This window comes from Paenibacillus alginolyticus DSM 5050 = NBRC 15375 (assembly GCF_000422905.1).
Lineage (GTDB): Bacteria > Bacillota > Bacilli > Paenibacillales > NBRC-103111 > Paenibacillus_E > Paenibacillus_E alginolyticus.
Genome location: NZ_AUGY01000012.1, coordinates 124,592 through 149,620, shown reverse-complemented (window position 1 = coordinate 149,620; position 25,029 = coordinate 124,592). Strand labels below are relative to the sequence as shown.

Sequence of the window (25,029 nt, the reverse complement as noted above, 5' to 3'; positions counted from 1 at the left end):
TCAATTGCTGTTTTTGGGGATTTTACCATTGCTGCTTACATATTACATCGAAACGAAGAAATGCTTATGCAGCTAGGCGATTTTATCAAGAATGAAATGTACGGCATAATGGAATTGTCTAAGCTGGTGCATGAACAAAGAGATATTATAGGAGTACTTTAGAGGGGCAATGCTCGAAAGCCCTGAATAAGTGACTTCCGAGCATTCCGAGAGTACATCTTAGATCATGATTTACTCGCTACATTTTAATCGCAGGTCTTCCAAACAATACCTGCTTATCTGAGTCAAACAACTTGCGGTACACCACCTGTCCCCGACTTGAGGAAGCGTCTACCACTTTGCCATTCCCCGCATAAATTCCAACATGGGTTATATCCATAAATCTCCCGTTGCGCTCGTAACTCCAAAACACAAGATCGCCAGGAACCAAATCTGCCGCGCTTACTATCAGACCATTTTCTACGCTAAATCGTGCCTGTTCCGCAGCGGTTCGCGGTAAGTTGATACCAATCTGTCGATAAACCCACTGAACGAGATAGCTACAATCTGTAAAGTCATCCTGCCCCGCCTTCGGTTGACTGTACGGATCACCTAAACGAGTTAGCGCCAATTTGACGACTTCACTGCCTATTTCTCCCTCGGGCAAATGCTGTTGAACATCCACAAGCTGCCCCGGCGTCAATCCAATATCCGTCTCTTTACCAAGAATCGCAAACATGAGAGGCCGAAACTCCCCAGACATCATTTCCTTCATGATGTCCTTCTGTTCATTTGTAAAATGATAGGAATTAGCCTGTTGCTCCGCAGTTTTGCTCGAAATGGTAATATGCAAAATGTGCTCATAGCTGGTAGTCGTCTCTTCGCTCGTACTCCCATCTTCATGCTCTACCGTAACGGTTTCCGTATGTTCGATCTTTTCGACATGAGATTCCAGTTGATTCATGTCCCAAAACACCGATTGGATGATGTCGATCCTTGTTGCATCAAGTGTGGCTACATCCATTCCGTTTTCTGAATCCATGACAGTCTTCACGGCAAAGACGGCTATAATATCCATCCAATTATCAATTCGCGTGTTGTCCGCGCTGCCTGGGTAATAAAACTCCACTCGGTCTACATGGCCTGCGGACTGCTGTATTTCTGTCAGTCGGTCGGCAAACTCAATGTCCAGCTCTTGAACGATTCGGGAAAGCGGCTTTACATCCGCATCCGTGTTTTCACCGGAAACAAAGATGCTGAACGGAGAGGAAATGACAGCAGCTATAGCCATAACAATGCACAGCAATACAATAACGGTGCTGCTGATCCCCAAAAGCGCAGCTACCCCTTTGACAAGCAGCGCGACTGCTTTTACGACCATTTTAATGATCCTAAGATTTAATCGCGCGGCAGCTTGCGCCCTTTGAATGGAGCGGCGGGCAGTCGCCATCTGTGCAGTCCTCTGCGCTGTCCTGGCGCTATTCATTTTTCCTTCCGCTTGAATATCAGAATGGCTTTTAGCCTGTCCTAACCGTTGTCCCGTTTTTATAAATGGCGATAATGCCTTGAACTTCCGTTCTTTACGTTTGATCGTATGGCCTGCTTGCTTGGATATGGCGAAGGGGATGCGGGATGACGGTGGCCTGAAATGCCGCTTCCTCAAGCTTTCGGACGTTAGCGCTCTTGGGCGATTCCCGCGTACATTTGCTGAATGAGATGCCGCGGCGGCGAATGCTCCTTTTTTCCCGGCCGGTTCTTGATGTCTGCCTTCCCGAATTCGGTCAGGAAAGCTATCTTTGCGAGAAGGATGCAGAAGCCGGGCATTGACCCGGCTTCGTATAAAGCGTTGTTTTCCTGCTTGTTGGCTAGATGACAAGAGATATTTCCCATCTACTGGCTTACGGAGATGCAACCTGCGGGCAAGTCGCGATTGATGTGTACGTGAAGGCTTAGTAATTATAGCAGCGGGGTTCTGCATCGATACTGTATTCCCCTCTGGCTTTGCCCGCCGCCTTGTCAATCTTTTGCTGGCAACCACGATCATTCCAATTTGAACACGTACCGTTTTATCTATGGACGATGCAGAATGGTGCTGCGCATATTCATTTGGAGATTGTGAAGTCGTCTTGTCATTGTCTTTATGCTGTTTTGTACGGGCGCTCGAATGTTTTACACGATCCATCAAGTTCGGCAGTCTGTCCAAACGTTTAATGTCTTTCACAACAGTCCTCGTTTTAATATCCTTCATCTATTCCACTCCCTTATCTGGCTACCATTCAGCGAATTTGTTCGTTCAGCCGCTTGAAAATCTTCTCCTGGCTTCGGCAATAATCCGGATAACGAAGTTGAATCGCTTCAAAAAAATAGGGAGCGTAGCTGCAATCGAATAATTCGTGGGGCGTAGAGTAGCGTTCCCCACCTTTTTCCGTCCAGCCATTCCACAGATTAAAAGCAAGCCTGCACACGCGGATAGAACTACCGGTTTGCCACGAGGCTGCAAGACCTCCGGGTTTAATGCCCCCATTAGAAAAATCAAACAAATCGCGGATATGACTCCGAGTATCGCGTGAAATACCTAATGTGTAGAAAAGTGCCCGATGATAGCCGTCGCTGCATTTCCTTTCATCCAGCATCCGATAGTAGAAACTTTCGTGTTCAGCATCTCGAAATCGAATCGGATTCATTGTTACCTGCCCCTCTCATGGAAAATGAGCGGCTGGTTATAACCAGCCGCCGCCTACATAAAGCTCTTTACCTATCTGTTCATTTTGGCAAGCAAATCGGAACCTTTGGCCTACCGCAATCACATGTTTTTGAGAAACTGCGCCATTTGTTTTATGCCGCGTTCAATAGATTTTCGTACTGCCCGTTCATCAACTTGCTCAGCTTGGGCAATCGCTACTTTGCTCATGCCTAAGAAGAAGTGAGCATAAATTCGTCTGAACGATTTTTCCGGCAATCGACACATAGCCGCATAAAGCTGCTCATTGGAAAGCTTACGCTCGTAATATTCCTCTGGGGAAATCGAAAGGAAAAGAACATCTTGTTCTATACCGTCGTTCCGATCAAGCGAGTAATAAGCGTGATGACGATAGGTGCGCAATTTGTATGCGTTTTCGTTTAAGTCGAAGCGGCGGATTTCTTGTGCCACTTCATCATCTAGGTCAATCCATTCATCCGCTTTGATAAAGGGATACATGTCCCGCAAATTAATCCTTTTCATATTCGTCCCTCCATTTTGGTTTTTGGCAAACCAAAATAGAGGGGGAGAGCGACAGCCCAAGCTCCCTTTCAAACGATTAATGATTTTATTACAAAAATAAAAAAGACCTTGCCGCTCAGCAATCCAATGCTGATTTGCAGCCAGGTCAGAAAGTAATATCCATGGTTGTAGCGTTATAAGCCATACGAATAGAAGGAATACATAAAAAGATCGTGGTTTGACATTGCATGCAACGGGGGGCACATAATATCCATTTCCCTCCTCACATGGCAACACCATTGCGAGAGGAATAGCCAGCCTGTTTTATGTTGGTGTTGTCCTAAGTTTTAGTTCAAACGCTCCTTTTTGGTGACTCGTATCACATGCCTTCAGCACTCGTCACTGTAATAGCGACCTTCTTTTATTGTGTTTCAACCGGAAAATAAAAAGAGCGCCTTGCTTCTTTTTTTTGCTGATCGCAGCAAAAAATGAAACGGCGCTCGATGGCTGAAAATAGAGGTGTATCCAGTTCAGGATAGCATGTCTACCTATTTCTTAAATAACAGAATAAATGGAAACCATTACATCATCGTCCTCCTTTCATTGGTAAGATTGTACGACTTGAAGGCGGAACATGACGAAACCCTGCAACAAGTTTGTCCCGTTTCGTCAATCCTCTCTTTCGCAAACATAAAGGACGGCCGATGATCTTGTAGGCTGCCCTTAGCCTTGCTACACTATCATCGTATCACGGAATTCGTGCATATTGGGCGCACAATTCGTGCAAAACAAGAGCAAATCTAGTGCAGTGTTCGGTGCATGTTCGGTGCAAGAAAGATTCCCGGCATCGCATCTCTTGGTGAGGAGTTAATCGTACTCGGAGAGATTGAACTGATTCTATCAAAGTAGCTCAAAAATGGGGAGTAGACCCTAGAACCTGTTTGAAAAGATGGGGAATAGAGATGATATTTTCCAATTCACGAACCATAAAAAATAGAAGATGCGTATGTGCATCTTCTGAAGTAATGATATGATCAGTCTTCTCCAAAGGAATCCAGTTCCAACAGGACCGCCCGATCTTTGATTTTTCGATATACTTTATGCAGAATTCGCTTCCGATGATAAAAGAACGCGCGGCGGGAAAGTGCAATGCGATCTATAATGACCGAAAGCGCCAGTTTATCCAAATATCGTAGACGAACGAACAAAATTTCCTCTGCGGTGAGAGCCGAGAAAGCGTAATCGATCAATCCGATTCTCGATAATAGCAACGGGATTTCATGTTCAGTGATCTCTATCCGATGAATGACCATACGCAACAATGGTTCTTGTTTTCTTCCATTGCCATGATTCACCCACTCATGCAAAGCCCTCGTTAATCCCGGAATATGCTTAAGCTCTGCCTGCGCATATGCCAACCTTGCTTTCCAATCACTATAGGACATAAGCCATGCTTCCACTTTTTCATAGGGGATGGACTGTTGAGTAAGATTCATCAAACACCCTCCCCAATTCCAAGAAATACTACAACTCTCCTTCCGCAAAACTGCTGAATGAAGTGCAAATCAATCCATGCTAAAAAACATAATTCACGCTCCGTTTCTAATTGATACATGACGATCATCCCTTCATTGTTATATTGGGGACAGCCGCATAATTACGTAAGTTAAAGGCACCATCCTCTTCATTTTACGAGAGCCTGTCCCATTTTGATTTTCTTCAGACTCCGATTCACGACAACAATCTCCAACATTCATCTTTTTTCTCTCCACCTCCTTTGATTCCGGTATAATGTTCCTATTTTTCCTCAGATTTCCCCTTCATTTTACCTATTATTAGTTCGAATGGGGAGGGTGATCTTTTTGTCACCCTCTGCCATGATATTTTTGTCGAAAATCCTCGAATCCCCACAAAGCTTGTTTCAAATTACAGTCCCATTAAATCACGTAGCATAGTGCAGATCATACAGACCTCTTCGTTTCGCCTTCTCAGCTGCTTCTCGAATGGATCGGGTATCAAATTTACGAGTGATATGCCGAACGTGCGATTTCAGGGTGTTCGAAGTAATGCCAAGTAATTCTCTGATAATTGTCTGTCGATAGCCCAAGCCTATGAGTTGCAAAATTTCTTTTTCAGTAGGTGTGAGCATGCAATGCAATTCTTTTCGCTTTATTAACCCAATTTCATTACGGATTATCGCCGCGACATCCGAATGGAGAGAGGACTGACGGCGGTATGCTTCCCTAATTGCAACCGGTATGTCCAAATAATTGGTCTTTGTAATATAATTGACGGCTCCAGCTACAACTGCATCGACCATGACTTCAGGATCATGTATCGAAGAAAGGACAATAATCGGTAACGTCTTATTTCTGAGAATTTCCGCTACGGCGTCCAGCCCGTCTCGTTTGGGCGAATTCAAAATCATTTCCAAGATCATTACGTCTACGTCTAATTGTACACTCGCTCGAATCGCTTCCTCTTTTGTCGAAACGATGTTAGATAAATAAATATCTGGCTCGGATTCAATCAACATAGCGAGTCGCTGTTGCCAATCTAGGTCACTATCCGCCAGTAATACTTTAATACTCCCGTTCTTCCTATGGATCAAATCTATTATCTCTACAGAAAAGCTCGTTTGTTTGTTCATAATCGATCACCTCTTTTTATTTTCAAATGACAAAAAGACACGCCCCCTCACTGGCGTGCCTGCTTGTCATCTTGGTGTGGTTTGAGAGGGTAACCCGGCGATCATTGCACTAGTGCAGAAGACCCGTGGCTTTGCGTCCCTGTCTTTCGATCAGGTTTGCCTTTTTTCCTAGTCTATTCGACATATTTGAATTAATTTATTTTACCATATTTCAATAGATGCCAAAAAGTTTGCTTGGTATCACACCTTAGTAACGTATGTTCGAACATAGCGCAACCCTCTCATGTTCAGATCAACACGAGCTGCAACAGCTCACCCCGTCACGACTCAAGCCTTGATGGCACGTATCGCGGCTGACACCAGGTATTGTTCGACATTTGCACCAGGAATCCAATCCTTGATGAACGTCCGGGATTCGTCTTTTGGCTCGATCTCAATATGGGTAAAACCGCTTTGAGCAAGCATGGCCTCCAGCTCGCCGATGGAAGAAGCTCCCGAAATGCACCCTGAATAGATACGGTCGATATCCTGCTTGATTTCATCCGGAAAATCGGCCGTTGCCACGACATCCGATATGGCCAGTCGGCCGCCGCCACGCAGCACACGGAACGCCTCGTCAAAAACCTGCTGCTTCGATGGGGATAGATTAATGGCACAGTTCGAAATGATCACGTCAACCGAGTGGTCTTGGACCGGCAGATGCTCGATCTCGCCCAGTCGAAATTCCGTATTGGTAAAACCGCTTTTGCTGGCATTTTCGCGGGCGCGGCTGATCATTTCCGGTGTCATATCCACACCAATGACCCGGCCGGAATCACCTACCTGACGGGAGGCAAGGAAGCAATCAAACCCGCCGCCGCTTCCCAGGTCCAGCACAACTTCTCCCGTTTGCAAAGCGGCAATGGCTTGCGGATTGCCACAGCCGAGGCCAAGATTCGCCCCATCCGGAACGGCTGTCAGTTCTTCTGACGAGTAGCCCATTTTAGCGGAAACATCCGCGGGCGACTCACAGCAAGCATTGGCAGACGCTGGCGTACAGCAGGACCCCGCCCCTACGTCCTGTAAGGCGATCTCCTTATACCGATTCCGAACATTTTGACGAATTTGATCATTACTCACTTGATTCATGAAAATTCACTCCTTCGTTTTTTATAGAATCAACAGCAGCTCTTAGCGCAGCAGGCCGTTGGTGTTACACGAATGATTTGCCGACGGCTAAAAAATCGGCCCGATTGCTTTTTCATAGCGTTGTCTGACCATTTCCACGCTTCTCTAGCGGATCGTTCGATTTTCATTTGACCTTGTTTCATGAGCATTTCCGCAGCAAACCAATTGAGGTTCATGTCGGTACCATCCTTCTATCAAATGTTACGTTCACCTTTCAAGAACTGAAGGTGAGCAATCAATATTACGAAACTTCATATTTCTGTAAGGCAACATGAGCATTCAATGTGCAAGATGATGCAAAAGCTTTTTCATAACAAACTGCGCGTCCGGCCCCACCCCCCTTAAAGTAGCAGAAGCAAAGGAACGCTGCCCTTCCAGCCCCACATAATAAAGCCCCGGGACGTCGCTTATACCTGCTTGATGTAACGGCCTTCCTTCCGCATCCAGCGCACCAATCGCTTGAAGGTAGGGGAGATGCGGCCGGTATCCTGTCGCAAAGATCACCGTATCTACCGGTTCTTTTGTCCCGTTCGGCCAAATGACGCCATCCTCATAAAAGGACGTAAACATCGGTTGTTGATCCGGTTTCCCTGCCGCTACTTTCTCTTTGTACCCGCCCGAATCGTTCACCGCACTTGAACTAGGTGCGGTTTTCCCGAATCGCCAAAATGGAAAGGTGTCAAACCCAATCAGCCTCACCCAAAAATGCACATCCTGGCCCCAAACCTTCTGTTTCACGAACTGAACCGGCCGGAGTACCGCTAAAGACGTCTTGCTCACCTCGGCCAGTTCAACTCCGATCTGTACGGCAGAATTCCCGCGCCCCACCACCACTACGCGTTGATGGATGAATGGCTCTGGATTTCGGTATTCAGAGGAATGAAGGATGCGGCCTTGAAAAGCCTCCTGCCCCGGCAAAACTGGCGTATAGGGATTGTGAAAGGAGCCAGTCGCATTAATGAGGGTGCGCGCCCGAAACGTATCTCCTGCCATCGTGCGTACCGTAAACCCGTCTCCATCCCTTTCGACCGATGCTACGCGCTGATTGGTTCGAACCGGCAATTGAAACTTCGCCCGGTAATCCTTTAAATAACGAATGACTTCATCACGCTTGGGATAACCATTCGGCTCGCCAGGGAACTTCATGCCCGGCATCGATGAAAAGCGTGCCGGAGAGAACAGTTTGAGACTATCGTAATAACGCGGCCACGAACCGCCCGCCTCGTCGCTCGCGTCCAAAATCAGAAATCGAAGTCCTTTCTTCTGTAGATGATAGCAGGAAGCAAGACCCGCCTGCCCCCCTCCAATGACAATCGTATCCAATACCTCATTCATACCCAACACCCTCCGATTTATTTGCAATTTGCAAGTATAAGAGAAAAGAAATCACCCGATGGGGGTGGAACAGCAAAGGCTGGATTTCGACATCGCTTCATTCAAAAGCTTAATGGAGCGAATGACGGTTTCTTTTTCAAAATCGTTCATGTGAGAGAAAACTTCAGCTAAATAAGCGTTCATTTGCTGGTCAATCGTCGTGGCCACATACTTCCCTTCTGTCGTGAGCGAAAGCACATAGACCCTACGGTCGTCCGGATCGGGCGATTTTTTGACCAAATTCATTTTAATTAACGATTGGATTTGTCGGCTAAAGGTCGTAATATCGGTCCCTAACGCCTCGGCTACCTGTTGAATGGACGGTTGATGCTGACGATCGATCTCGTAAAGAATATGGCTTTGCACTAAAGATATATCGCATCCACCGGCGGAGCAGCAATTTTTATTGAGAAACCCGAAACGGCGTGTCATGATTTGAAATAGTTCGCGAACATTTTCCATTGTGGTTCACCTCATTACTTAGTTATACAATAATTATTTGCAAATTGCAAATGTTATATCGCAAAAAAGAAAAACCACTCGGCTGATGTGGTTTCTAGCGTGCTTATTTACCGGGATATATCTTGTTCAGGGATTCTCTCTGTGATGGTTTAATATCAATGATGTTGCGAATGCTCTTCGCCTTGGCCTCGGCTTCGTCAAGCGTATCGCTTAATCCCAAAGCAAGTAAGGTGCCAGCGGCTACCGTACCGGTCCGCCCTTTTCCTCCGCCACAATGAAAAGCCACTTTCTTATTTTGATGAAAAGCTTCGGTGACCGCCTGGATCGCTTGTTCAAAGGCTTTTTCTTGCGGTCCGGCAGAGTTATCCGCTAACGGAATTTGAATCCATTTCGCATTGGCCGCTGGATAGGCGCACTCCTTCGCTTCGCCGCGCAGATCCACGATCACGTCGATCCCTTCATTTTTCACCATCGATTCCACGTCTGTTGCCGCGCCCATGAAAATTTTATCCGGAATCAAAGCATGGTAGGTTTTTTCAGACGCCACAGACTATACTCCTTTTTTAAACGATCCAAACTCAATCGGAACCGGGGCTGCTGGCGGTGCGCAGCACAAGGACAGATCCCTGGCTTCTCCGGCCGATTCGAATTCGGAATCTTCTTTGGTGTAAAAAATCTCCCAAGCGTTGCCGTCCGGATCGTACACCCAAACTTTATCCTGTACCGCATAGCAGCATGTGGTATTCATCTCGTCGATCAGCAGCAGTCCGCTTTGACGAAGCCTCTCCCCCATGGCCAGCACTTCTTCCGTATTATTCACTTGAAATCCCAAGTGATTCAGTACTCCCTTTTGTTCGAAGGGGCGTACATTGAGCGAAAAATGCAACGCCGGTTCTTCTAACTCAAATTTGGCGTAGTTATCTTTAATCTTACTCGGTTCCGCCCCAAAAAAAGCGCGATAGAAGTCCAGAGACTTGTTCAGCTCCGTACAGTTTAAAGCGACATGCATTCGTTTGATCATCGTGGTCACCTTATTTCCCTTCTTTGACGAATTGTTCAATCCGGCTCTTAATCGAATCGCGAACATTGCGGAACTGGTTCATGATTTCTTCTTCCGTTCCGGTTGCTTTTGCCGGATCATCAAAACCCCAATGCCATTTCGTTACGTTCTTGTTGGAGATCACTGGGCAATGCTCGTCGGCGTGGCCGCAAAGGGTAATGACATAATCGGCGCGATTTAAAAGTTCCGGATCGATCACATCGGAGGTGTTTTTGCTAATATCCACGCCAGCTTCTTGCATGACTTGCACTGCACGCGGATTCAGTCCATGTGCTTCAAGACCCGCGCTTTTGACTTCAAATTTGTCCCCGCCTAGCGCGTTTAAAAACCCGTCCGCGATTTGGCTTCTGCAAGAATTTCCGGTGCACAAAAAATAAATGAACGGTTTTTTCTCCATGGTGAACAATCTCCTTTTGATTTCAATTCGTTAATCGCCTTGATGAACTCTTTTCGCTTGTTTACTTCCCAAAAAAGACTTCATGATCATTGCAACAACCGCCAGGACGACTACAATCACCGCAATGCATAACCATACATTCACCTGTAACGTCTGGAGAACATAAAGCCATACATAAAGACCGGTGAGCGTAATGAACAGCGTGGGAACGGTTAACAGGATACCGACTTTAAAATAATAGCCCCATCTGATTTTCACGTTTTTCGTGGATAGTACATGCAGCCAAAGCAGCGTGGCCAGGGAGCCGATTGGTGTAATTTTGGGCCCTAAGTCCGAACCGATCACATTCGCATAGATTAGCGCCTCACGAATGAATCCATCGGTTTGTGTGCCTTGGATGGCGAGCGCATCTATCATGACCGTGGGCATGTTGTTCATAATGGACGACAGGATGGCCGCAATAAAGCCCATACCTACTGTAGCCACAAACAACCCTTTGTCTGCCACCGCTTGAATGACGCTGCCCAGTGCATCTGTAAGTCCGGCATTGCGCAAGCCATAAACGACCACATACATGCCGATAGAGAAGATTACGACAGCCCAGGGAGCGCCTTTCACCAGTTTCCAGGTATGAATCGCAGGGCTTTTTCTCGCGGCGAACAAAAAGGCAATCGCTGCAACCCCGGCAATAATGGATACAGGGATCGAGAAAAATTCGCTGATGAAATACGCTACAAGCAGCGCGGCTAAAATGACCCAAGATAACTTAAACAGCCGCATATCCTTGATGGCTTCCTTCGGCTTTTTCAATTGTGTAAGATTGTAAGTGTTCGGGATACTCTTCCGGAAATACAGATACAGCACAATGAGGCTCGCAATGACGGAAAAGAAATTCGGAACAATCATGCGGCTCGCGTATTCCGCAAAACCGATGTTGAAATAATCCGCAGATACGATGTTAACCAAGTTGCTGACGACAAGCGGCAAGGAAGCCGTATCCGCAATGAAACCGCTGGCCATAATAAACGGCAGGATCATCTTTTCATCAAACTTAAGTGCCCGGACCATGGCGAGCACAATCGGTGTGATAATCAAGGCCCCGCCGTCGTTGGCAAACAGCGCGGCAACCGCCGATCCAAGCAGGATGATAAATACAAACATGAGTAGACCGTTTCCGCGTGCCAGCCGCGCCATATGCAATGCAGCCCACTCAAAAAAACCGATTTCATCCAGCACCAATGAGATTAAAATAATAGCCACAAACGCCAAGGTGGCATTCCACACGATGCCGGTTACGGTGCCGACGTCAGCGAAGCTGACCACACCAAATAATAAAGCAAGGATCGCTCCGGCACTTGCCGACCAGCCGATATTTAATTCTTTCGGCTGCCAGATGACAAAAAGCAACGTTACCAAGAAAATGAAAATCGCTACATAAACCATATGCGTCCTCCTGAACTACGTACAGCAATCATTGGTTATACAAACGGCAGGCTCAATCAGCGCCGCTTGCGAAGGAATTTCCTTTAGAATATCCAAAATATAAGGCTTGTCTTCCAGACAGAGCGAATAATACACCCATTGCCCCCTGCGTGACTCTTTGACCAAGCCCCCATCCCGCAGCTTGCGCATATGCTGACTGATATTGGGCTGGCTTGTTTTCAAAATATCCACGATCTCGCACACGCACAATTCCTTCACCTGCAGCAAGGTTACGATGGTGAGCCTGTTCCGGTCCCCCAATAGCTTCAAGGCATCCGCTACTTCTTCTAGTTTGCTCAACTGCTTCACTCCTTTTAAGCGACGGGAATGTCCATCCCTTTTAGCAACCCGATCACTTTCTCCCGAATCTCGTCACGCGCTCTCTTCACGTCTTCCAGGCTGCCGCCGTCTTCGCCCAGCGGATCAGTGATGTTCCAATCGACGTTCATGATCTTGAGCGGCACGATAGGACACCGCTCCACAACTTGTTCGCACAGCTTGACGATCGCATTCGACGATAGAAAAACCTTCATGTCAATTTTTTTGCAGACATGCTGGGAAAGATCGATGCCTACCTCCCGCATGGCTTCAATGGTGTAAGGATGCACTTCATCGGATGGATTTAATCCAGCACTCTCCACCACCACATGATCCCCGCCATAAAACTTGGCAAAAGCTTCGGCCATCTGACTTCGGCACCGATTTTGCCCGCAAAGGAAATAAATCCGTTTGACTTCCCGTTTCATTCTCCCACACTCCCGTATCCGTTGTAAATAGCCATATAATTATTTGCTTATTTCTATTATGATCATATACGCCAATTGTTAACGCAGTATCAACGTTGAAAAAAAGCAGCTGCCAGTGATGGAGCTGCCGATTAGGGTAGTACCAGCGTAGTGACACTACCCGCAAATGTATGGATAAAAATGTTAAATTTGAGACATGATGCAATTAAGAATCACTAGCTGTGATTGTTTGATTTAAGGATGGTTTCCGAAATACTCGTTTGAAACGAAGCAGCAAGTAAACGGCACGTATAAGTAAGTCAACAGCAATCGAAAGCCATACGCCAGCGATTCCCATCCCCAAATAAATGCATAACACATAAACTCCGACAACACGTATTAACCACATTCCAATCGCTGTGCTGTACATAGGGCTTTTTGTATCACCTGCGCCTTGTAAAGCCCCAGCAATAACGAGACCTATCGCCAAAAACGGCTGTGCAAAAGCGTCAATCCGGAGCGCTGTCGTCACCATCTCAATGACACTGGCTTGGCCGGTAAACCAGGTAGCCGCCAAAGGAGAAAACACAAACAATAGGATACCGATAAAAGACATGAAAACAACGGCGATTCCAGCGGTCAACATGCCGTAACGATATGCATCCTCTCGTCGATTGGCCCCTAAATTCTGCCCTACCAAGATAGTGGCTGCCACGGCCAATCCATACCCTGGCATATAGGAAAATATCTCGATATTCCCGGCGATCATGTGTGCAGCATACACATCTGTACCAATCCGAACAATAAGACCAAAGTAAAGCACCTGTCCAAACCGCATAATCAGCCGTTCTGCTGCAGCTGGCGTCGAAAGGCGCAAAAGTGGTAAAGTAATTTCATTTGATGTGCCTTTTCGAAAAGAAAAAGAGAGCTTGGATTTTCGAATGAACAGATACAGCGCTACTGACCCAATTACCCGAACAATAACGGTGGCCCAAGCTGCACCGGCGATCCCCCATCCAGTCATCCCAAAGACACCGAAAATAAATACATAATCCAAAACGATATGAATGAGGTTTACCCAAATGCCAACTTTCATCGGAGTTTTTGTATCCCCTGCAGCACGCAGTATGCTTCCGAAAATGGTCATCAATGATATGAATACGGAAGGTATAGCTACAATACGGAAGTAAACAACCCCATCAGCCAGTACGCTCGGTTCGGCCCCCATGATCCGCAATAACGGCTCTGCAAAGAAAAAGGTAACGATACCGAAAGAGATCCCTAATATGATAGAAATCCACGTTGACTGCCTAGCAATGGCTTTCGCCTTCCCCAAATCACCTGCACCTACACTTCTAGCAATTAGGGAAGATGTTCCTACCCCAATCGCCATAAAAACAGCAAGGTAGACCGCGAGAATTGCATTCGTCACGCCAACGGCGGCGACTTCAACAAGGCCGAGTTTGGCTACAAATACGGTATCAACAAAGCCGACAATGGTTTGTAGCATGTTCTCAATCATTGCTGGTACAGCTAGTGCTAAAATGATTTTTAATTTTTGTTTGTTAGTGGTGTCACCTATTGTTAGATCGTTTGCCAAAGCAGCCACTTCCTATCGAATATAATTATCTAGTGCTTTATTTAGATCGGACAGTACTTTTTCTTGATTTCCGTGGTGTACTGCGTCCACAACACAACTCTCTAAGTGATCTTTGAGGAGAAGTTTGGCCGCATTATCCAATGCTTTTTGCACCGCGGCGATTTGTAGTAAAACCTCTGAACAATCACGTCCTTCGGTTGTCATTTCCTTTACAGCTCGCACATGACCTTCGATTCTTGCTAATCGGTTCACGATTTGTTTTCGATACTTGTGTTCATGCGTATGATCGTGATGGTGTGTTTGATCGTTCATAATAACCCTCCAAGCTTATTATTTCTTTTTCGATAATCATATCCCCCCGGGGGGGTTATTGGGAAGCGTTTTTATTATTCTTGAGATTTTCCATAAGCCCCCAACTTTAGCCAAGCTAGATTCTCTGATCGATAGTATTGCCTCAAAACCTGTCTCCTCACAAATTACGTCATTTCCTATTGACTTGGCTTAGTTCCGATACCAAAAAAATGTTTGAACTTGAATATTTTAGATGCGCTTGAGAGATAATCAAATATACATTTGAATAATCGAAGAGCTTGTTGTATGATAATAATCAAATAACCGTTTGATTGTAGAGGTGAGAATATGAGCGGGATGAAAGAAAAGGATTCATGTGAAATTTACTGTTATGACGAACCTAAAGTCCGAAAGGTACAAAATGCGCTCGAAGGACAAAATATTCAAGGCATGATAAAGATGTTTAAGGTTTTAGCTGACGAAACAAGAATGAAAATCGCTTTTGCCCTTTGCGAAGAAGATGAATTATGTGTTTGTGATGTAGCTAACATCATCGGTTCTTCGATGGCAACCGCTTCACATCATCTTCGCACCTTAAAGCAGCTTGGCTTAGCCAAATACCGCAAGGATGGTAAATTAGTTTTTTATTCGCTAGAAGACGACCATGTTCGTCAATTGGTACAGCTAGCTTCTACTCATTCGCAGGAGTTGATTACCAATGGAAAATAAAATTGAAAACACTGAAGATAAAAACGTCTACAGAGTTCAAGGCATTACCTGTACGAATTGCGCAGGCATTTTCGAGAAAAATGTAAAAGGTTTGCCTGGCGTTAAAGATGCACAAGTCAATTTTGGAGCTTCTAAGATAACCGTTTATGGAAGTACCACAGTGGAGAATTTAGAAAAGGCTGGAGCGTTTGAAAGCCTGAAAGTTACACCTGAAAAACAACGGACGATTGAAAAGAAAAAACCATTTTGGCAAGAGCATTGGAACATGTTGGTTTCTGCCGTATTGCTTGCGGCAGGTTATTTTCTAGGTGAGGGAAGTATCTTATCCGCAGTCATTTTTGCGGCTTCTATTCTCATTGGTGGTTACGATCTATTCAAAAAAGGGCTTAAAAATCTCTTCCGATTTCAGTTCGATATGAACACCCTTATGACGGTGGCCATCATCGGTGCCGCGGCGATCGGCAAATGGGGCGAAGGCGCGACGGTTGTTATCTTGTTTGCAATTAGTGAAGTTTTGGAACGTTACTCTATGGAGAAAGCGCGTCAATCCATTCGTTCCCTGATGGATATTGCACCGAAGGAAGCTCTGATTCGACGCGGTTCCGAAGAAATTACGGTAAGTGTTGAGGATATACAGGTTAGCGACGTCATGATTGTAAAGCCAGGTCAAAAACTTGCAATGGATGGCGTGGTTATTAAAGGGACATCAACCATAAACCAAGCCGCGATAACCGGCGAATCGGTTCCCGTAACGAAAACAATTGATGATGAAGTTTTCGCAGGCACATTAAACGAAGAAGGATTGCTTGAGGTCAAAGTAACGAAGCACGTCGAGGATACAACCATTTCCAAAATTATTCACCTTGTTGAAGAAGCACAAGCCGAACGTGCACCTTCACAAGCGTTCGTTGACCGATTTGCGAAATACTATACGCCCGCGATTATGATTTTGGCATTAGGTATTGCCGTTGTGCCCCCTCTGTTCGTCGCCGCTGATTGGGGCGATTGGGTATATCGGGGATTAGCGTTACTCGTCGTCGGCTGTCCTTGCGCATTGGTCATTTCGACACCTGTTTCGATTGTTACAGCTATCGGAAACGCGGCGAAAAATGGCGTCCTTATCAAAGGCGGCATACACCTTGAAGAAGCTGGTCGCCTTGCCGCAATCGCATTCGATAAAACGGGTACGTTGACGAAGGGATTCCCGGAAGTTACAAATGTCCATGCTTTCGGAACGAAAGACGAAAAAGAATTGCTTGCTATCGCGGCAGTTATCGAAAAAGGTTCGCAACACCCGCTTGCTTCCGCGATTGTTCGTATAGCTGAAAATCTCGGAGCCGACTTATCCCTCGCCGTTGAGGATTTCCAATCCATAACCGGGAAAGCTGTTAAAGCAAAAGTAAACGGGGAATTGTATTACGTCGGTAGTCCAAAACTCTTTGCAGAACTTCACTCCGATATGAATGTTGAAACGAATCAACGTATCGAAGCTCTACAAAAACAAGGGAAAACGGTTATGGTCTTGGGAACGGAACAACAAGTTCTTGCCTTAATAGCCGTGGCCGATGAAGTGCGCGATTCCAGTAAAGACGTTATTAAGCAATTGCACGAAATTGGCATCAAGAAAACGATTATGCTTACGGGTGATAATCAAGCAACCGCCGAAGCTATCGGGAGCCGGTTGAATGTTACAGACGTTAAAGCCGACCTCATGCCGCAAGATAAATTAGACTACATCAAGCAGCTTCGTAAAGACTATGGCAATGTTGCTATGATTGGCGACGGCGTAAACGACGCGCCCGCGCTTGCGGCTTCAACGGTTGGTATCGCTATGGGCGGCGCAGGTACGGATACGGCGCTTGAAACGGCGGACATTGCACTTATGGCTGACGACTTAGGTAAACTCCCGTATACGATTCGGTTAAGTCGTAAAACCCTTGCGATAATAAAGCAAAACATTACGTTCTCGCTCGGGATTAAGCTTGTCGCTTTGGCTTTGATTGTTCCTGGCTGGCTTACGTTATGGATGGCTATTTTTGCAGATATGGGAGCTACCCTAATTGTTACTTTGAACAGCCTACGTTTGTTAAGAGTGAAAGGGAAATGATCGCCTATGAATAACCCTTGGAATAAAGTGATTTATCGGGTATGGGCACCCTTTTATGATTATCTCTTCAATTCCGGGCCTTTTTAAAGGCGCGGAAAAAGATTTTTGAGAACCTCGACATTGAGCCTAAAAGCAAAGTTCTTTTTGTAGGCGTCGGGACAGGAGCAGATTTGCACTTCATTAAAGACAAAGATGTTTCTGTAACTGCAATTGACTTGTCAACCGAAATGCTTGGTCGAGCTAAGAATCAATATGACTCCCCTAACATTCACTTCATTGAGATGGATGCACAAAATTTGACCTTTTCACCGGAATCGTTCGATATGGTCATTGCGAATTTGATCTTATCGGTTGTCCCCGATCCGAATCGATGTTTTCAAGAAATGATTCGGGTTACGCGAGCTGGGGGACATATGATCATTTTTGATAAATTTGCCCCTCCCTCGCAGGATTTGCCGGTAATAAAAAAAATCCTTCGTCCCATCGCAGCAATGATGGGCACGGACATCGGACGACATTTCGAACAACTCATCGTGCCGTACGAGAAACAAATTCGGGAAGAGGAAGATGCGTCCGCCCTGTTTAACGGTATGTATCGAAAAATCATAGTTCGTAAACATCAAACTCAACAAGGTATCTCCTAGGCCAAGGTATTGAGAGGGAAATGTCCCCATGTACTTTACGGGTGGTGTCAGCTTTGTTTGCTGGTACTACCCCATCATTGGTCGCCGCGGAACTGACGACAGCTTAGAACGGCTCATTGATTTCCTCGTATTCCTTCACTTGCCGGTAAAATGTAGGCTTTTTCATACCGATCCGACGCATAGCGTCCGTCGCGGTAATCTGGCCTGCTTTCCATTCCCGGTACGCCTCCACATTTTCCATCGATCTCTTGCTTGGGTCGGCCGAATACAACGCCCTCCCCTCGGGCAACCTCGATTCCTTCCGCCTGCCGCTGCCGGTTCTTCTTCCGCTCTTGCTCGGCCACATAGGTAATACGACCAAATTAAAAATATTTCGGAACTTTAAGGAAATAAATAAAAATGTCTTGACTATGTATCATGGTACAGGGTTTACACTTATGAGGGAGGTGAACCATGAGGTATCATTCAGGAGATATATCCAAATTATGTAATGTAAATAAAGAAACGCTTAGATATTATGAACGAAAAGGTCTGATTGCTGAACCTGTAAGGTCGGATGCAGGCTACAGGCTTTATCCGGAAGATACAGTAAAACGAATCATGTTCATTAAACGTATACAAGAGCTTGGTTTTACGTTATCTGAAATTGATAAATTGCTTGGTGTCGTTGATAAAGACGATGTGAGATGTGCGGATATGCACGATTTTGTTGTTCATAAACTTGAAGATGTTCGGTTGAAAATAAGAGACCTTGAGCGAATCGAATGTATGCTAAAAGATTTAAAAAACCGCTGTCCGGATGAAAAGGCAATTCATGAATGCCCAATCATCGAAGCGTTAATTGACAAGGAGGAAATCCTGTGAAAGAAAATACAAAGAAAATGGGATGGGGTTTTTTAGCTCTGCTATCCTGCCCTTGCCATCTCGTTTTGATTCTTCCTCTGCTTGCTGGCACAACGCTGGGTGCGTATTTTGCAGCCCATCAAGGTACCGCTAGTGCTATTTTGGCTATTCTATTTGTGATTTCCCTTTGTATGGTGTTCAAAAGGACGAATATACAAGAAAAAACCGATGTGGCACATGATTGCTGCTCAGTACCAGGGCAAAAACGAGGTGAATGATTTTGAGAGAAAAACTAACGAGCTGGGGGGCGGTATTATCCGCCTTTCTTATGTCTGGCTGCTGCCTCGGACCCATCATTCTCATTCCTCTCGGATTATCCGGTTTGGCAGGTACACTCGCGATTATTTCAATCAAGTACCAGCTGTTTTTTATGATCATGACGTTATTATTTCTTGGTGTATCATTTTATTTGGTTTATGGACGAAAACGCAAAAGCAAAAGTACGGTTATCACTTTATGGACGACGACCATTTTAGTTTTAGGAGCGTTTCTTTTTTTAGGGTTGGCTGAAAGAGGACTATTATAAGAAAGGGTGTTTTGTGTGAGAGCAACAATGGGAATATTGGTGTCAATATCTCTTTTACTCTTGGGTACGGCATGCGGCAGCAATGAAAAATCATCGGCAACTGTGCAAACCGCAAGTACAACTGTTGCAAATCAATCGGCGACGTTCACGGTCACGGGATTAGAATGCTGCCCGCCTTCTGTGATTCAAGATTCAATTTCAAAGGTAAACGGAGTCAGCAAAGTAGAAATTGAAACTAAGGGAAACATTGCAAAAGTGACGGTTTCCTTTGATGATCTGAAAACCGATGTAAAGCTAATCCAATCATCGGTTACAAAATATGGGTTTGATGTAATTGGAGGATAAGAAATGAAAAAATACCGGATCAACGTTCAAGGCATGACATGCAGCGGCTGCGAAGAACACGTATCAACCGCACTTAAAAACATTGGAGCCGCCAATATCGAGACGAGTTTTCACCGTAATGAAGTCACGTTTGAATTGCCCGATGACGTTGCGATCGAAACCGCCCAAAAAGCCATTAACGAGGCAAAATATCAATCCGGAGATGCGGAAGTAATAGAAACTCATGATGCTCCGTTTCACGGCGATGAGGACGACTATGATTTTCTGATCATCGGTTCCGGTGGGGCAGCTTTTTCCGCAGCGATTCAAGCGGTGGAATATGGCGCAAAAGTCGCGATCATTGAGCGGGGAACTGTAGGCGGAACCTGCGTAAATGTTGGCTGTGTTCCATCAAAAACGCTGCTTCGTGCCGGTGAAATCAATCATTTAGCCAAAAGCAACCCATTCCTGGGACTAGCCACATCAACAGGAAAAGTAGATTTGGAAAAGTTGGTCGAACATAAAAATGAACTGGTAGCCAGTACGCGAGAACAGAAGTATGAACATTTGATTGGTGAGTACGGATTTGAACTCATTCGGGGAGAGGCAACATTCGCAGATGAAAAAACCATCGAGGTAAGTGGGCGAAAGGTTACAGCGAAACGATTTTTAATTGCCACAGGAGCTTCGCCGTCCATTCCGGATATTCAAGGATTAATGGACGTAGCTTATTTAACAAGCACATCACTACTTGAGCTCAAACAATTGCCTAAAACGCTTGCCGTCATCGGCTCAGGCTATATTGCATTGGAATTGGGTCAACTCTTTCACAATCTAGGGTCAGACGTTACGCTGATGCAAAGAAGTCCTCGCATTTTGAAAGAGTATGACCTTGAAATTTCCGAAGCGGTGACAAAGGCTATAACCGAGCAAGGGATTCACTTGATTACCGGTGTAACGTATGATCGCATTGAAGCAAACAGCGATCTGAAACAAGTGCATATTTCCGTAGATGGCGAAAAGAAAGTCATTGAAGTCGAGCAACTGCTTATTGCAACCGGCAGAAAACCAAATATTGAAGCACTAAACCTTAACGCTGCTAATGTAAATATAGGTTTCAAAGGCGAAATCGTCGTCGATGATTTTTTAAACACCTCGAACCCAAGAATTTATGCTGCAGGCGATGTGACGATGGGGCCACAGTTTGTATATGTGGCTGCTTATGAAGGTCGCATCGCGGCTGATAATGCAATAGGCGGCTTAGAGAAAAAGGTAAATCTTGAAGCTGTTCCAGGTGTTACGTTCACTTCTCCTTCCGTTGCTACCGTAGGACTCACGGAAGAGCAAGCTAAGGCAAAAGGGTATGAGGTTAAAACGTCCATTCTTCCTTTGGATTCGGTGCCTAGAGCACTTGTTAATCGCGAAACAACCGGCGTTTTTAAATTAGTGGCTGATTCCAAGTCGTTAACGGTGCTTGGTGTTCATATTGTCGCTGAAAATGCCGGAGATGTGATTTACGCTGCGACACTTGCAGTCAAGTTCGGTTTAACGGTCGAGGATCTACGCGATAGCCTAGCACCGTATTTAACGATGGCTGAAGGATTAAAACTAGCAGCTCTTACGATCAATAAAGATGTATCTAAATTATCCTGTTGTGCTGGATAAGATATTGGCCAATCAACCTTGATCGTAAAGACAACTGTTCTCAACTGATCGTTTATCGATAATTAAAACCAGTCAAACACTAATTTTCGTGTTGACTGGTTTTTGCATTCAACCTACTGCAATTATATTACCTCTTCGTTTATCGTTGTAATCGTATTGATACTATAGTTAATATCAGAACGTAAGAATGCTTTTGCTTCTTCGGTTCCAGTCAATTGAAGCAAGACCGGATCGTCTTCGTTACTTGCGATCACCGTAAAGGTTAAAAACGGACAGCATTTTCTCTCCATGCTAACCCATTCATTCACAAGGTGCAGCGTATCCGAATCACCGGAGTATTGATATTGATACCCTTTTTCAATCTCAATAATGCCGATCCCTCTCATTTCTAGCTCTCCCCAAATGCTTTTGTATTCAACTCGCTGCTCCTTTGTAAAAACCGTAGTGCAACAGGCAACCGGTATTTCTTTACCCATGCGTTTAGCCCCTTTCACTTCATACAAGAATTACAACTGCATCCTGAATTAAAACAAGCTGATCCTTTTGCCTTGCGCCGCTGATAAATAACGACTCCCGCTATCACAAACACAAGAACCAACATAGCAACAACCACAGGATTCAGAAATAAAGTTGGGATGCCTAGGGCGGCTGCGCCGCCGAGCAACGGTAACGCGCAGCACTAGGCGCACGCTCCTATTAGTCCGAGACCGGCAAGCCAATCATTTTTCATTTACTTCACCTTCCCATACAAGCTATAATTCAATCATAAAACTTAAAGTTAGCTTTAAGTCAAGGGGTGAAGTTAAGTTTATGGCAGAGCTTAGTATTGGTCAGTTGGCGGCAAGAGCCGATGTGAACGCATCGACGCTGCGGTATTATGAATCTGTAGGTTTGCTACCTTCTCCGGAACGGAAAAACGGGCAGCGCCGCTATGATGAAAGGCTGCTAGACCGCATCAATTTTATTAAAGTCGCGCAGCAGACCGGATTTAGCATTCAGGAAATCGCAATTTTATTAGAAGTCTTTGAAACGGATGATTCGATTTCCGAGCGATGGGAACAGATGGCGAAGCAGAAACGCTCTGAGCTAGAGGAGAGAAAGAGACAAATCAATTCAATGATACAGATTTTAGATACCGGCTTAAGATGCAAATGCATTACCTGGTCGGAATGTTTAGAGAAGATACAAAATACTGGTATGTGTTAGAAAGGAGCAAGTCTTCGTGTTGTTTGCTATATTCATTTTTGTGCTTGCTGGACTCGCTGAAATTGGCGGGGGTTATATGGTTTGGCTGTGGCTGCGGGAATCGAGGCCCCTTTGGTATGGCATCGTCGGGGGCATCATCCTCATTTTGTACGGCGTCATCCCAACGTTGCAAAGTTTCCCATCGTTTGGGCGAGTCTACGCGGCTTATGGCGGCGTATTTGTTATTCTCGCCGTTTTATGGGGGTGGCTCGTCGATAAGAAAGCACCCGATATGTACGATTGGCTAGGTGCCGCTATTTGTATTGTAGGCGTGTCCGTCATGCTATGGGCACCGAGAAGTTAATAAGTTCATGATTTACTCCGAACCAACCTAGTCTTATGGTAGTTTAACTTCACAGTTTTAAACTTTATTTTCATTGAACATATATGACTTTGAATGGAATGAGACTTAATTATGGATTGATACTTATAATTAATTACATCTATTTTGCGGGTGGTGTCAGCTTCGCAGGTACTACCCCAATAAGAATGAGTATCATCATTTTGATACGTTTAGTTTCAATCAAGTTTGCTAATTTTAAGCAATTGAAAAGATAGAAACACCGAAAAGCCTACCCCCAGATATTAGAGGGATAGGCTTTTTTCGCCTCGGTTTAGCCCGCCATAGCCCTGCAAGCTTTTGCACAGGAGAAACAAGCATCGGCACAACGTTGACAGTGTTCATGCTCATGCTTTTTACACTCAGTCCCGCATGCTTCGCAAACGTCGGCGCAAATCCGGCAAAGCCCCTTTGCATAGGAACTGTTATGGGACATCGCTTGCGCAGCAAAAGCACAAAGGTCGGCGCACTCCCGGTCTAGCCGGATACATTCTTTCATCATCGCAAGGTGATCTTCATTCAAGCAAGCGTCGTAACAGTGATTGCATGCAAGCATACACTTTATGCACTCATCAATGCAATGTTGAAATTGCTCATGTGACATGGGTTTTACCCTCCATTCCAAATGATGTATTTGTTATGTTTTTACCCAAACGAGCTAATTCGATTCACTACAAACGGGTTTTTCTTAAAGCCAGTCTTACCGCTATATAAACGGTAACACCTATGATGGCAGCCATGAACAACACACAAAACAGCATCATAACCCATGGCTAACCGTAATTCCCCAGCATCACCAGACATCTGCTTTCATTTGGAAATTGAGTTCGGCCGCATCATCAATGCTTCATGCCCGGCATATTCGTCATATTACCGCCCTCGGTTGTACCCTCACTTGGTTTAGGTGATGGTTCCGTCTTCGTATTGCCGCCATCCCCGCCATGGCCTTCTCCGGTCTTCGATACGATCTCCAGCATGGAATCGATCTCCCCTTGCGCCGCGGCGGTCAACGAATCCTCACTCCCCGTTAACCATGCATGATTGTATGGCCCTTCCGTTGGTTCCTTTTTATATTTTGGTTGAACCGACATGACATAGGACATCACCGTATCCGGCAGCTTGTCTTTGTCCGTCCAGAGAAGCGGTGCATGTTTGCCTAAATGTGAGAATGGAGCTACCGCGAGTGCCAAAGCTGCGGAATCTTTATTGACGAACGAAAAGTTATGACCCGGCGTTGTAATCCCCCAACCAAAACCGGTTTCGGAATCTTTATACTTCGCGAAGGCAACGGCATTCGCATATGGGTCATTGCCCGCAATACGAACCACTTTCCCGTACTGACCTAAATGTTCTTGAACTTTGGCCGAAATAACCGATTCTGGCCCGAGCAAATAAATATTGGCTTTTCCACCCCGTGTCTTTAAAGCATCCATGGTTTCTTGCGGAACCTCATCCTTTTTAACATAAAGCAGCGGCTCCGGCATATGAGCAATCCAATTCACCGCTGGCATCGTATATTCTTCGCTGTCCATAGAACCAATGATGACCGAAGGCGGATTTTCCTTCGCGACAGCGGTATAATAAGCATCTACGGCTTTGGCTACGGCCGCCGGGTTGCCCCCTGCAATCTTGTCCGTCTTGTAGCCAAGCGCTTTTACCTGTTCCTCTACCTTGGGATCAAGATCCCCGACCAATATAACCTGAGTTCCTTTATTCGTTTCCGTCCCCATTGGTTTTAGCCTTTTCAATTCGTTCAGCGTTACATCCGGTACACTTTCTTTATTCACAAACAGAACTGGACCGTTATTCGGGTGATGAATCAAATCTGCACTGACGAGGGTCGTTTGCCAATCTTTCGGATTCGCCAGAATGACACCGCCGGGACGGTTCGCATCACTGGTTGCCATCCACAGCGTTTTCGAAACAAGCACCGCAGCTTCCGCCGGGTCACTTGTGTTGATGCGCGTCGTGTTTTTTGAGGCAATCCACGGTATAGATACCGCACTAGTCGGGCTTTGTGCCGAACCGGTTTGTTGGCCCATGTTGTTCATATCGTGTGGAGTGGAAGAATTGGATTTGTTAAAACATCCGGTCAGGGCCAGTGCTGTAACCGCCGAAATAATACCGACTTTCAAGCCTTTTTTCATGCTTAAAAAC

The 25,029-nt window shown here is 45.5% G+C and carries 31 protein-coding genes and 1 riboswitch; of the genes, 10 read left to right on the top strand and 21 right to left on the bottom strand.

Translation table 11 applies throughout. From position 1 onward, the window contains the following. Positions 1-238: 238 nt before the first annotated feature. The 17 genes from G519_RS51575 to G519_RS0106715 form a co-directional block, all read right to left on the bottom strand. Positions 239-2,227 (bottom strand): C40 family peptidase, encoded by a 1,989-nt coding sequence (locus G519_RS51575; RefSeq protein ID WP_051253177.1) that lies wholly within the window; start codon positions 2,225-2,227, stop codon positions 239-241. A 28-nt stretch (positions 2,228-2,255) separates the two neighbouring features. Further along, positions 2,256-2,663 (bottom strand): DUF6075 family protein, encoded by a 408-nt coding sequence (locus G519_RS0106795; RefSeq protein ID WP_029194030.1) that lies wholly within the window; start codon positions 2,661-2,663, stop codon positions 2,256-2,258. A 119-nt stretch (positions 2,664-2,782) separates the two neighbouring features. Then, entirely contained in the window at positions 2,783-3,202 is a 420-nt protein-coding gene (locus tag G519_RS0106790; RefSeq protein WP_029194029.1) for an RNA polymerase sigma factor, read from the bottom strand. A gap of 1,013 nt (positions 3,203-4,215) precedes the next feature. Further along, positions 4,216-4,677, bottom strand: coding sequence for a hypothetical protein (locus G519_RS0106785; protein WP_029194028.1), 462 nt, complete (start codon positions 4,675-4,677; stop codon positions 4,216-4,218). A 446-nt stretch (positions 4,678-5,123) separates the two neighbouring features. Beyond that, a complete protein-coding gene (locus tag G519_RS0106775; protein WP_051253175.1) occupies positions 5,124-5,831 on the bottom strand; it encodes a response regulator in 708 nt (235 codons plus the stop codon). 85 nt (positions 5,832-5,916) lie between these two features. Beyond that, positions 5,917-6,002: riboswitch (cyclic di-GMP riboswitch) on the bottom strand. A 156-nt stretch (positions 6,003-6,158) separates the two neighbouring features. After that, the gene (locus G519_RS0106770) at positions 6,159-6,959 is read right to left on the bottom strand and encodes an arsenite methyltransferase (protein WP_029194026.1); all 801 of its coding nucleotides are present in this window, start codon (positions 6,957-6,959) and stop codon (positions 6,159-6,161) included. A gap of 29 nt (positions 6,960-6,988) precedes the next feature. After that, a complete protein-coding gene (locus tag G519_RS0106765; RefSeq protein WP_029194025.1) occupies positions 6,989-7,174 on the bottom strand; it encodes a hypothetical protein in 186 nt (61 codons plus the stop codon). A 103-nt stretch (positions 7,175-7,277) separates the two neighbouring features. Continuing rightward, positions 7,278-8,333 carry a flavin-containing monooxygenase gene (locus G519_RS0106760; protein ID WP_029194024.1) on the bottom strand — a complete coding sequence of 352 codons (1,056 nt, stop codon included), beginning with the start codon at positions 8,331-8,333 and terminating at the stop codon, positions 7,278-7,280. 51 nt (positions 8,334-8,384) lie between these two features. Then, positions 8,385-8,834: a MarR family winged helix-turn-helix transcriptional regulator gene (locus G519_RS0106755; RefSeq protein WP_029194023.1), complete on the bottom strand. Its 450-nt coding sequence runs from the start codon at positions 8,832-8,834 to the stop codon at positions 8,385-8,387. Between the two features lie 103 nt (positions 8,835-8,937). Beyond that, on the bottom strand, positions 8,938-9,381 hold the full coding sequence (locus tag G519_RS0106750; RefSeq protein WP_029194022.1) for a protein-tyrosine phosphatase family protein: 444 nt from the start codon (positions 9,379-9,381) through the stop codon (positions 8,938-8,940). 3 nt (positions 9,382-9,384) lie between these two features. After that, entirely contained in the window at positions 9,385-9,855 is a 471-nt protein-coding gene (locus G519_RS0106745) for an ArsI/CadI family heavy metal resistance metalloenzyme (RefSeq protein WP_029194021.1), read from the bottom strand. Positions 9,856-9,865: 10 nt separating this feature from the next. Further along, on the bottom strand, positions 9,866-10,291 hold the full coding sequence (gene arsC, locus G519_RS0106740) for an arsenate reductase (thioredoxin) (RefSeq protein ID WP_029194020.1): 426 nt from the start codon (positions 10,289-10,291) through the stop codon (positions 9,866-9,868). Positions 10,292-10,321: 30 nt separating this feature from the next. Continuing rightward, positions 10,322-11,734: an arsenic transporter gene (locus G519_RS0106735; RefSeq protein WP_029194019.1), complete on the bottom strand. Its 1,413-nt coding sequence runs from the start codon at positions 11,732-11,734 to the stop codon at positions 10,322-10,324. A gap of 15 nt (positions 11,735-11,749) precedes the next feature. Beyond that, positions 11,750-12,073, bottom strand: a complete 324-nt coding sequence (locus tag G519_RS0106730; protein ID WP_029194018.1) for an ArsR/SmtB family transcription factor — start codon at positions 12,071-12,073, stop codon at positions 11,750-11,752. 14 nt (positions 12,074-12,087) lie between these two features. Beyond that, entirely contained in the window at positions 12,088-12,519 is a 432-nt protein-coding gene (locus G519_RS42080; RefSeq protein WP_051253173.1) for an arsenate reductase ArsC, read from the bottom strand. A gap of 205 nt (positions 12,520-12,724) precedes the next feature. Beyond that, positions 12,725-14,098 (bottom strand): MATE family efflux transporter, encoded by a 1,374-nt coding sequence (locus G519_RS42075; protein ID WP_036632227.1) that lies wholly within the window; start codon positions 14,096-14,098, stop codon positions 12,725-12,727. 12 nt (positions 14,099-14,110) lie between these two features. Beyond that, the gene (locus tag G519_RS0106715; RefSeq protein ID WP_029194017.1) at positions 14,111-14,410 is read right to left on the bottom strand and encodes a metal-sensing transcriptional repressor; all 300 of its coding nucleotides are present in this window, start codon (positions 14,408-14,410) and stop codon (positions 14,111-14,113) included. Between the two features lie 336 nt (positions 14,411-14,746). Here G519_RS0106715 and G519_RS0106710 point away from each other — a divergent pair, with 336 nt between their 5' ends. From G519_RS0106710 to G519_RS42070, 3 genes are all read left to right on the top strand, one after another. After that, the gene (locus G519_RS0106710; RefSeq protein ID WP_029194016.1) at positions 14,747-15,118 is read left to right on the top strand and encodes an ArsR/SmtB family transcription factor; all 372 of its coding nucleotides are present in this window, start codon (positions 14,747-14,749) and stop codon (positions 15,116-15,118) included. Next, positions 15,108-17,225, top strand: coding sequence for a heavy metal translocating P-type ATPase (locus G519_RS0106705; protein WP_029194015.1), 2,118 nt, complete (start codon positions 15,108-15,110; stop codon positions 17,223-17,225). Before G519_RS0106710 ends, G519_RS0106705 begins: the two co-directional genes overlap by 11 nt. A 101-nt stretch (positions 17,226-17,326) precedes the next feature. After that, positions 17,327-17,869, top strand: a complete 543-nt coding sequence (locus G519_RS42070; RefSeq protein ID WP_307720074.1) for a class I SAM-dependent methyltransferase — start codon at positions 17,327-17,329, stop codon at positions 17,867-17,869. A 113-nt stretch (positions 17,870-17,982) separates the two neighbouring features. On the opposite strand, the gene G519_RS48770 is transcribed toward G519_RS42070, so the two are convergent. After that, the gene (locus G519_RS48770; protein ID WP_244280040.1) at positions 17,983-18,213 is read right to left on the bottom strand and encodes a hypothetical protein; all 231 of its coding nucleotides are present in this window, start codon (positions 18,211-18,213) and stop codon (positions 17,983-17,985) included. A gap of 109 nt (positions 18,214-18,322) precedes the next feature. Here G519_RS48770 and merR point away from each other — a divergent pair, with 109 nt between their 5' ends. The 5 genes from merR to merA are packed head-to-tail and all read left to right on the top strand — an operon-like array spanning position 18,323 to position 21,287. Next, on the top strand, positions 18,323-18,733 hold the full coding sequence (merR, locus tag G519_RS0106690) for an Hg(II)-responsive transcriptional regulator (protein ID WP_029194014.1): 411 nt from the start codon (positions 18,323-18,325) through the stop codon (positions 18,731-18,733). Beyond that, the gene (locus G519_RS42060) at positions 18,730-18,990 is read left to right on the top strand and encodes a hypothetical protein (RefSeq protein ID WP_036632225.1); all 261 of its coding nucleotides are present in this window, start codon (positions 18,730-18,732) and stop codon (positions 18,988-18,990) included. The genes merR and G519_RS42060 overlap by 4 nt, the downstream gene beginning before the upstream one ends. Before the next feature lie 2 nt (positions 18,991-18,992). Beyond that, a complete protein-coding gene (gene merT / locus G519_RS47275) occupies positions 18,993-19,298 on the top strand; it encodes a mercuric transport protein MerT (RefSeq protein WP_051253171.1) in 306 nt (101 codons plus the stop codon). A gap of 15 nt (positions 19,299-19,313) precedes the next feature. Further along, complete coding sequence (gene merP, locus G519_RS0106675; protein WP_127527763.1) at positions 19,314-19,643, top strand: mercury resistance system substrate-binding protein MerP; 330 nt, start codon at positions 19,314-19,316, stop codon at positions 19,641-19,643. A 3-nt stretch (positions 19,644-19,646) separates the two neighbouring features. Continuing rightward, a complete protein-coding gene (merA, locus tag G519_RS0106670) occupies positions 19,647-21,287 on the top strand; it encodes a mercury(II) reductase (protein ID WP_029194012.1) in 1,641 nt (546 codons plus the stop codon). A gap of 122 nt (positions 21,288-21,409) precedes the next feature. On the opposite strand, the gene G519_RS42050 is transcribed toward merA, so the two are convergent. Beyond that, on the bottom strand, positions 21,410-21,763 hold the full coding sequence (locus G519_RS42050; protein ID WP_244280039.1) for a hypothetical protein: 354 nt from the start codon (positions 21,761-21,763) through the stop codon (positions 21,410-21,412). Between the two features lie 334 nt (positions 21,764-22,097). Here G519_RS42050 and G519_RS0106660 point away from each other — a divergent pair, with 334 nt between their 5' ends. Next, the gene (locus G519_RS0106660; RefSeq protein WP_029194011.1) at positions 22,098-22,493 is read left to right on the top strand and encodes a MerR family transcriptional regulator; all 396 of its coding nucleotides are present in this window, start codon (positions 22,098-22,100) and stop codon (positions 22,491-22,493) included. A gap of 16 nt (positions 22,494-22,509) precedes the next feature. Next, positions 22,510-22,836, top strand: coding sequence for a YnfA family protein (locus G519_RS0106655; RefSeq protein ID WP_029194010.1), 327 nt, complete (start codon positions 22,510-22,512; stop codon positions 22,834-22,836). Between the two features lie 310 nt (positions 22,837-23,146). Here G519_RS0106655 and G519_RS48765 read toward each other — a convergent pair whose 3' ends face one another. Both G519_RS48765 and G519_RS42045 read right to left on the bottom strand, forming a co-directional pair. After that, positions 23,147-23,476: a four-helix bundle copper-binding protein gene (locus G519_RS48765; protein ID WP_084160050.1), complete on the bottom strand. Its 330-nt coding sequence runs from the start codon at positions 23,474-23,476 to the stop codon at positions 23,147-23,149. A 235-nt stretch (positions 23,477-23,711) separates the two neighbouring features. Further along, on the bottom strand, positions 23,712-25,019 hold the full coding sequence (locus G519_RS42045) for a cell wall-binding repeat-containing protein (RefSeq protein ID WP_244280038.1): 1,308 nt from the start codon (positions 25,017-25,019) through the stop codon (positions 23,712-23,714). Between the last annotated feature and the right edge of the window lie 10 nt (positions 25,020-25,029).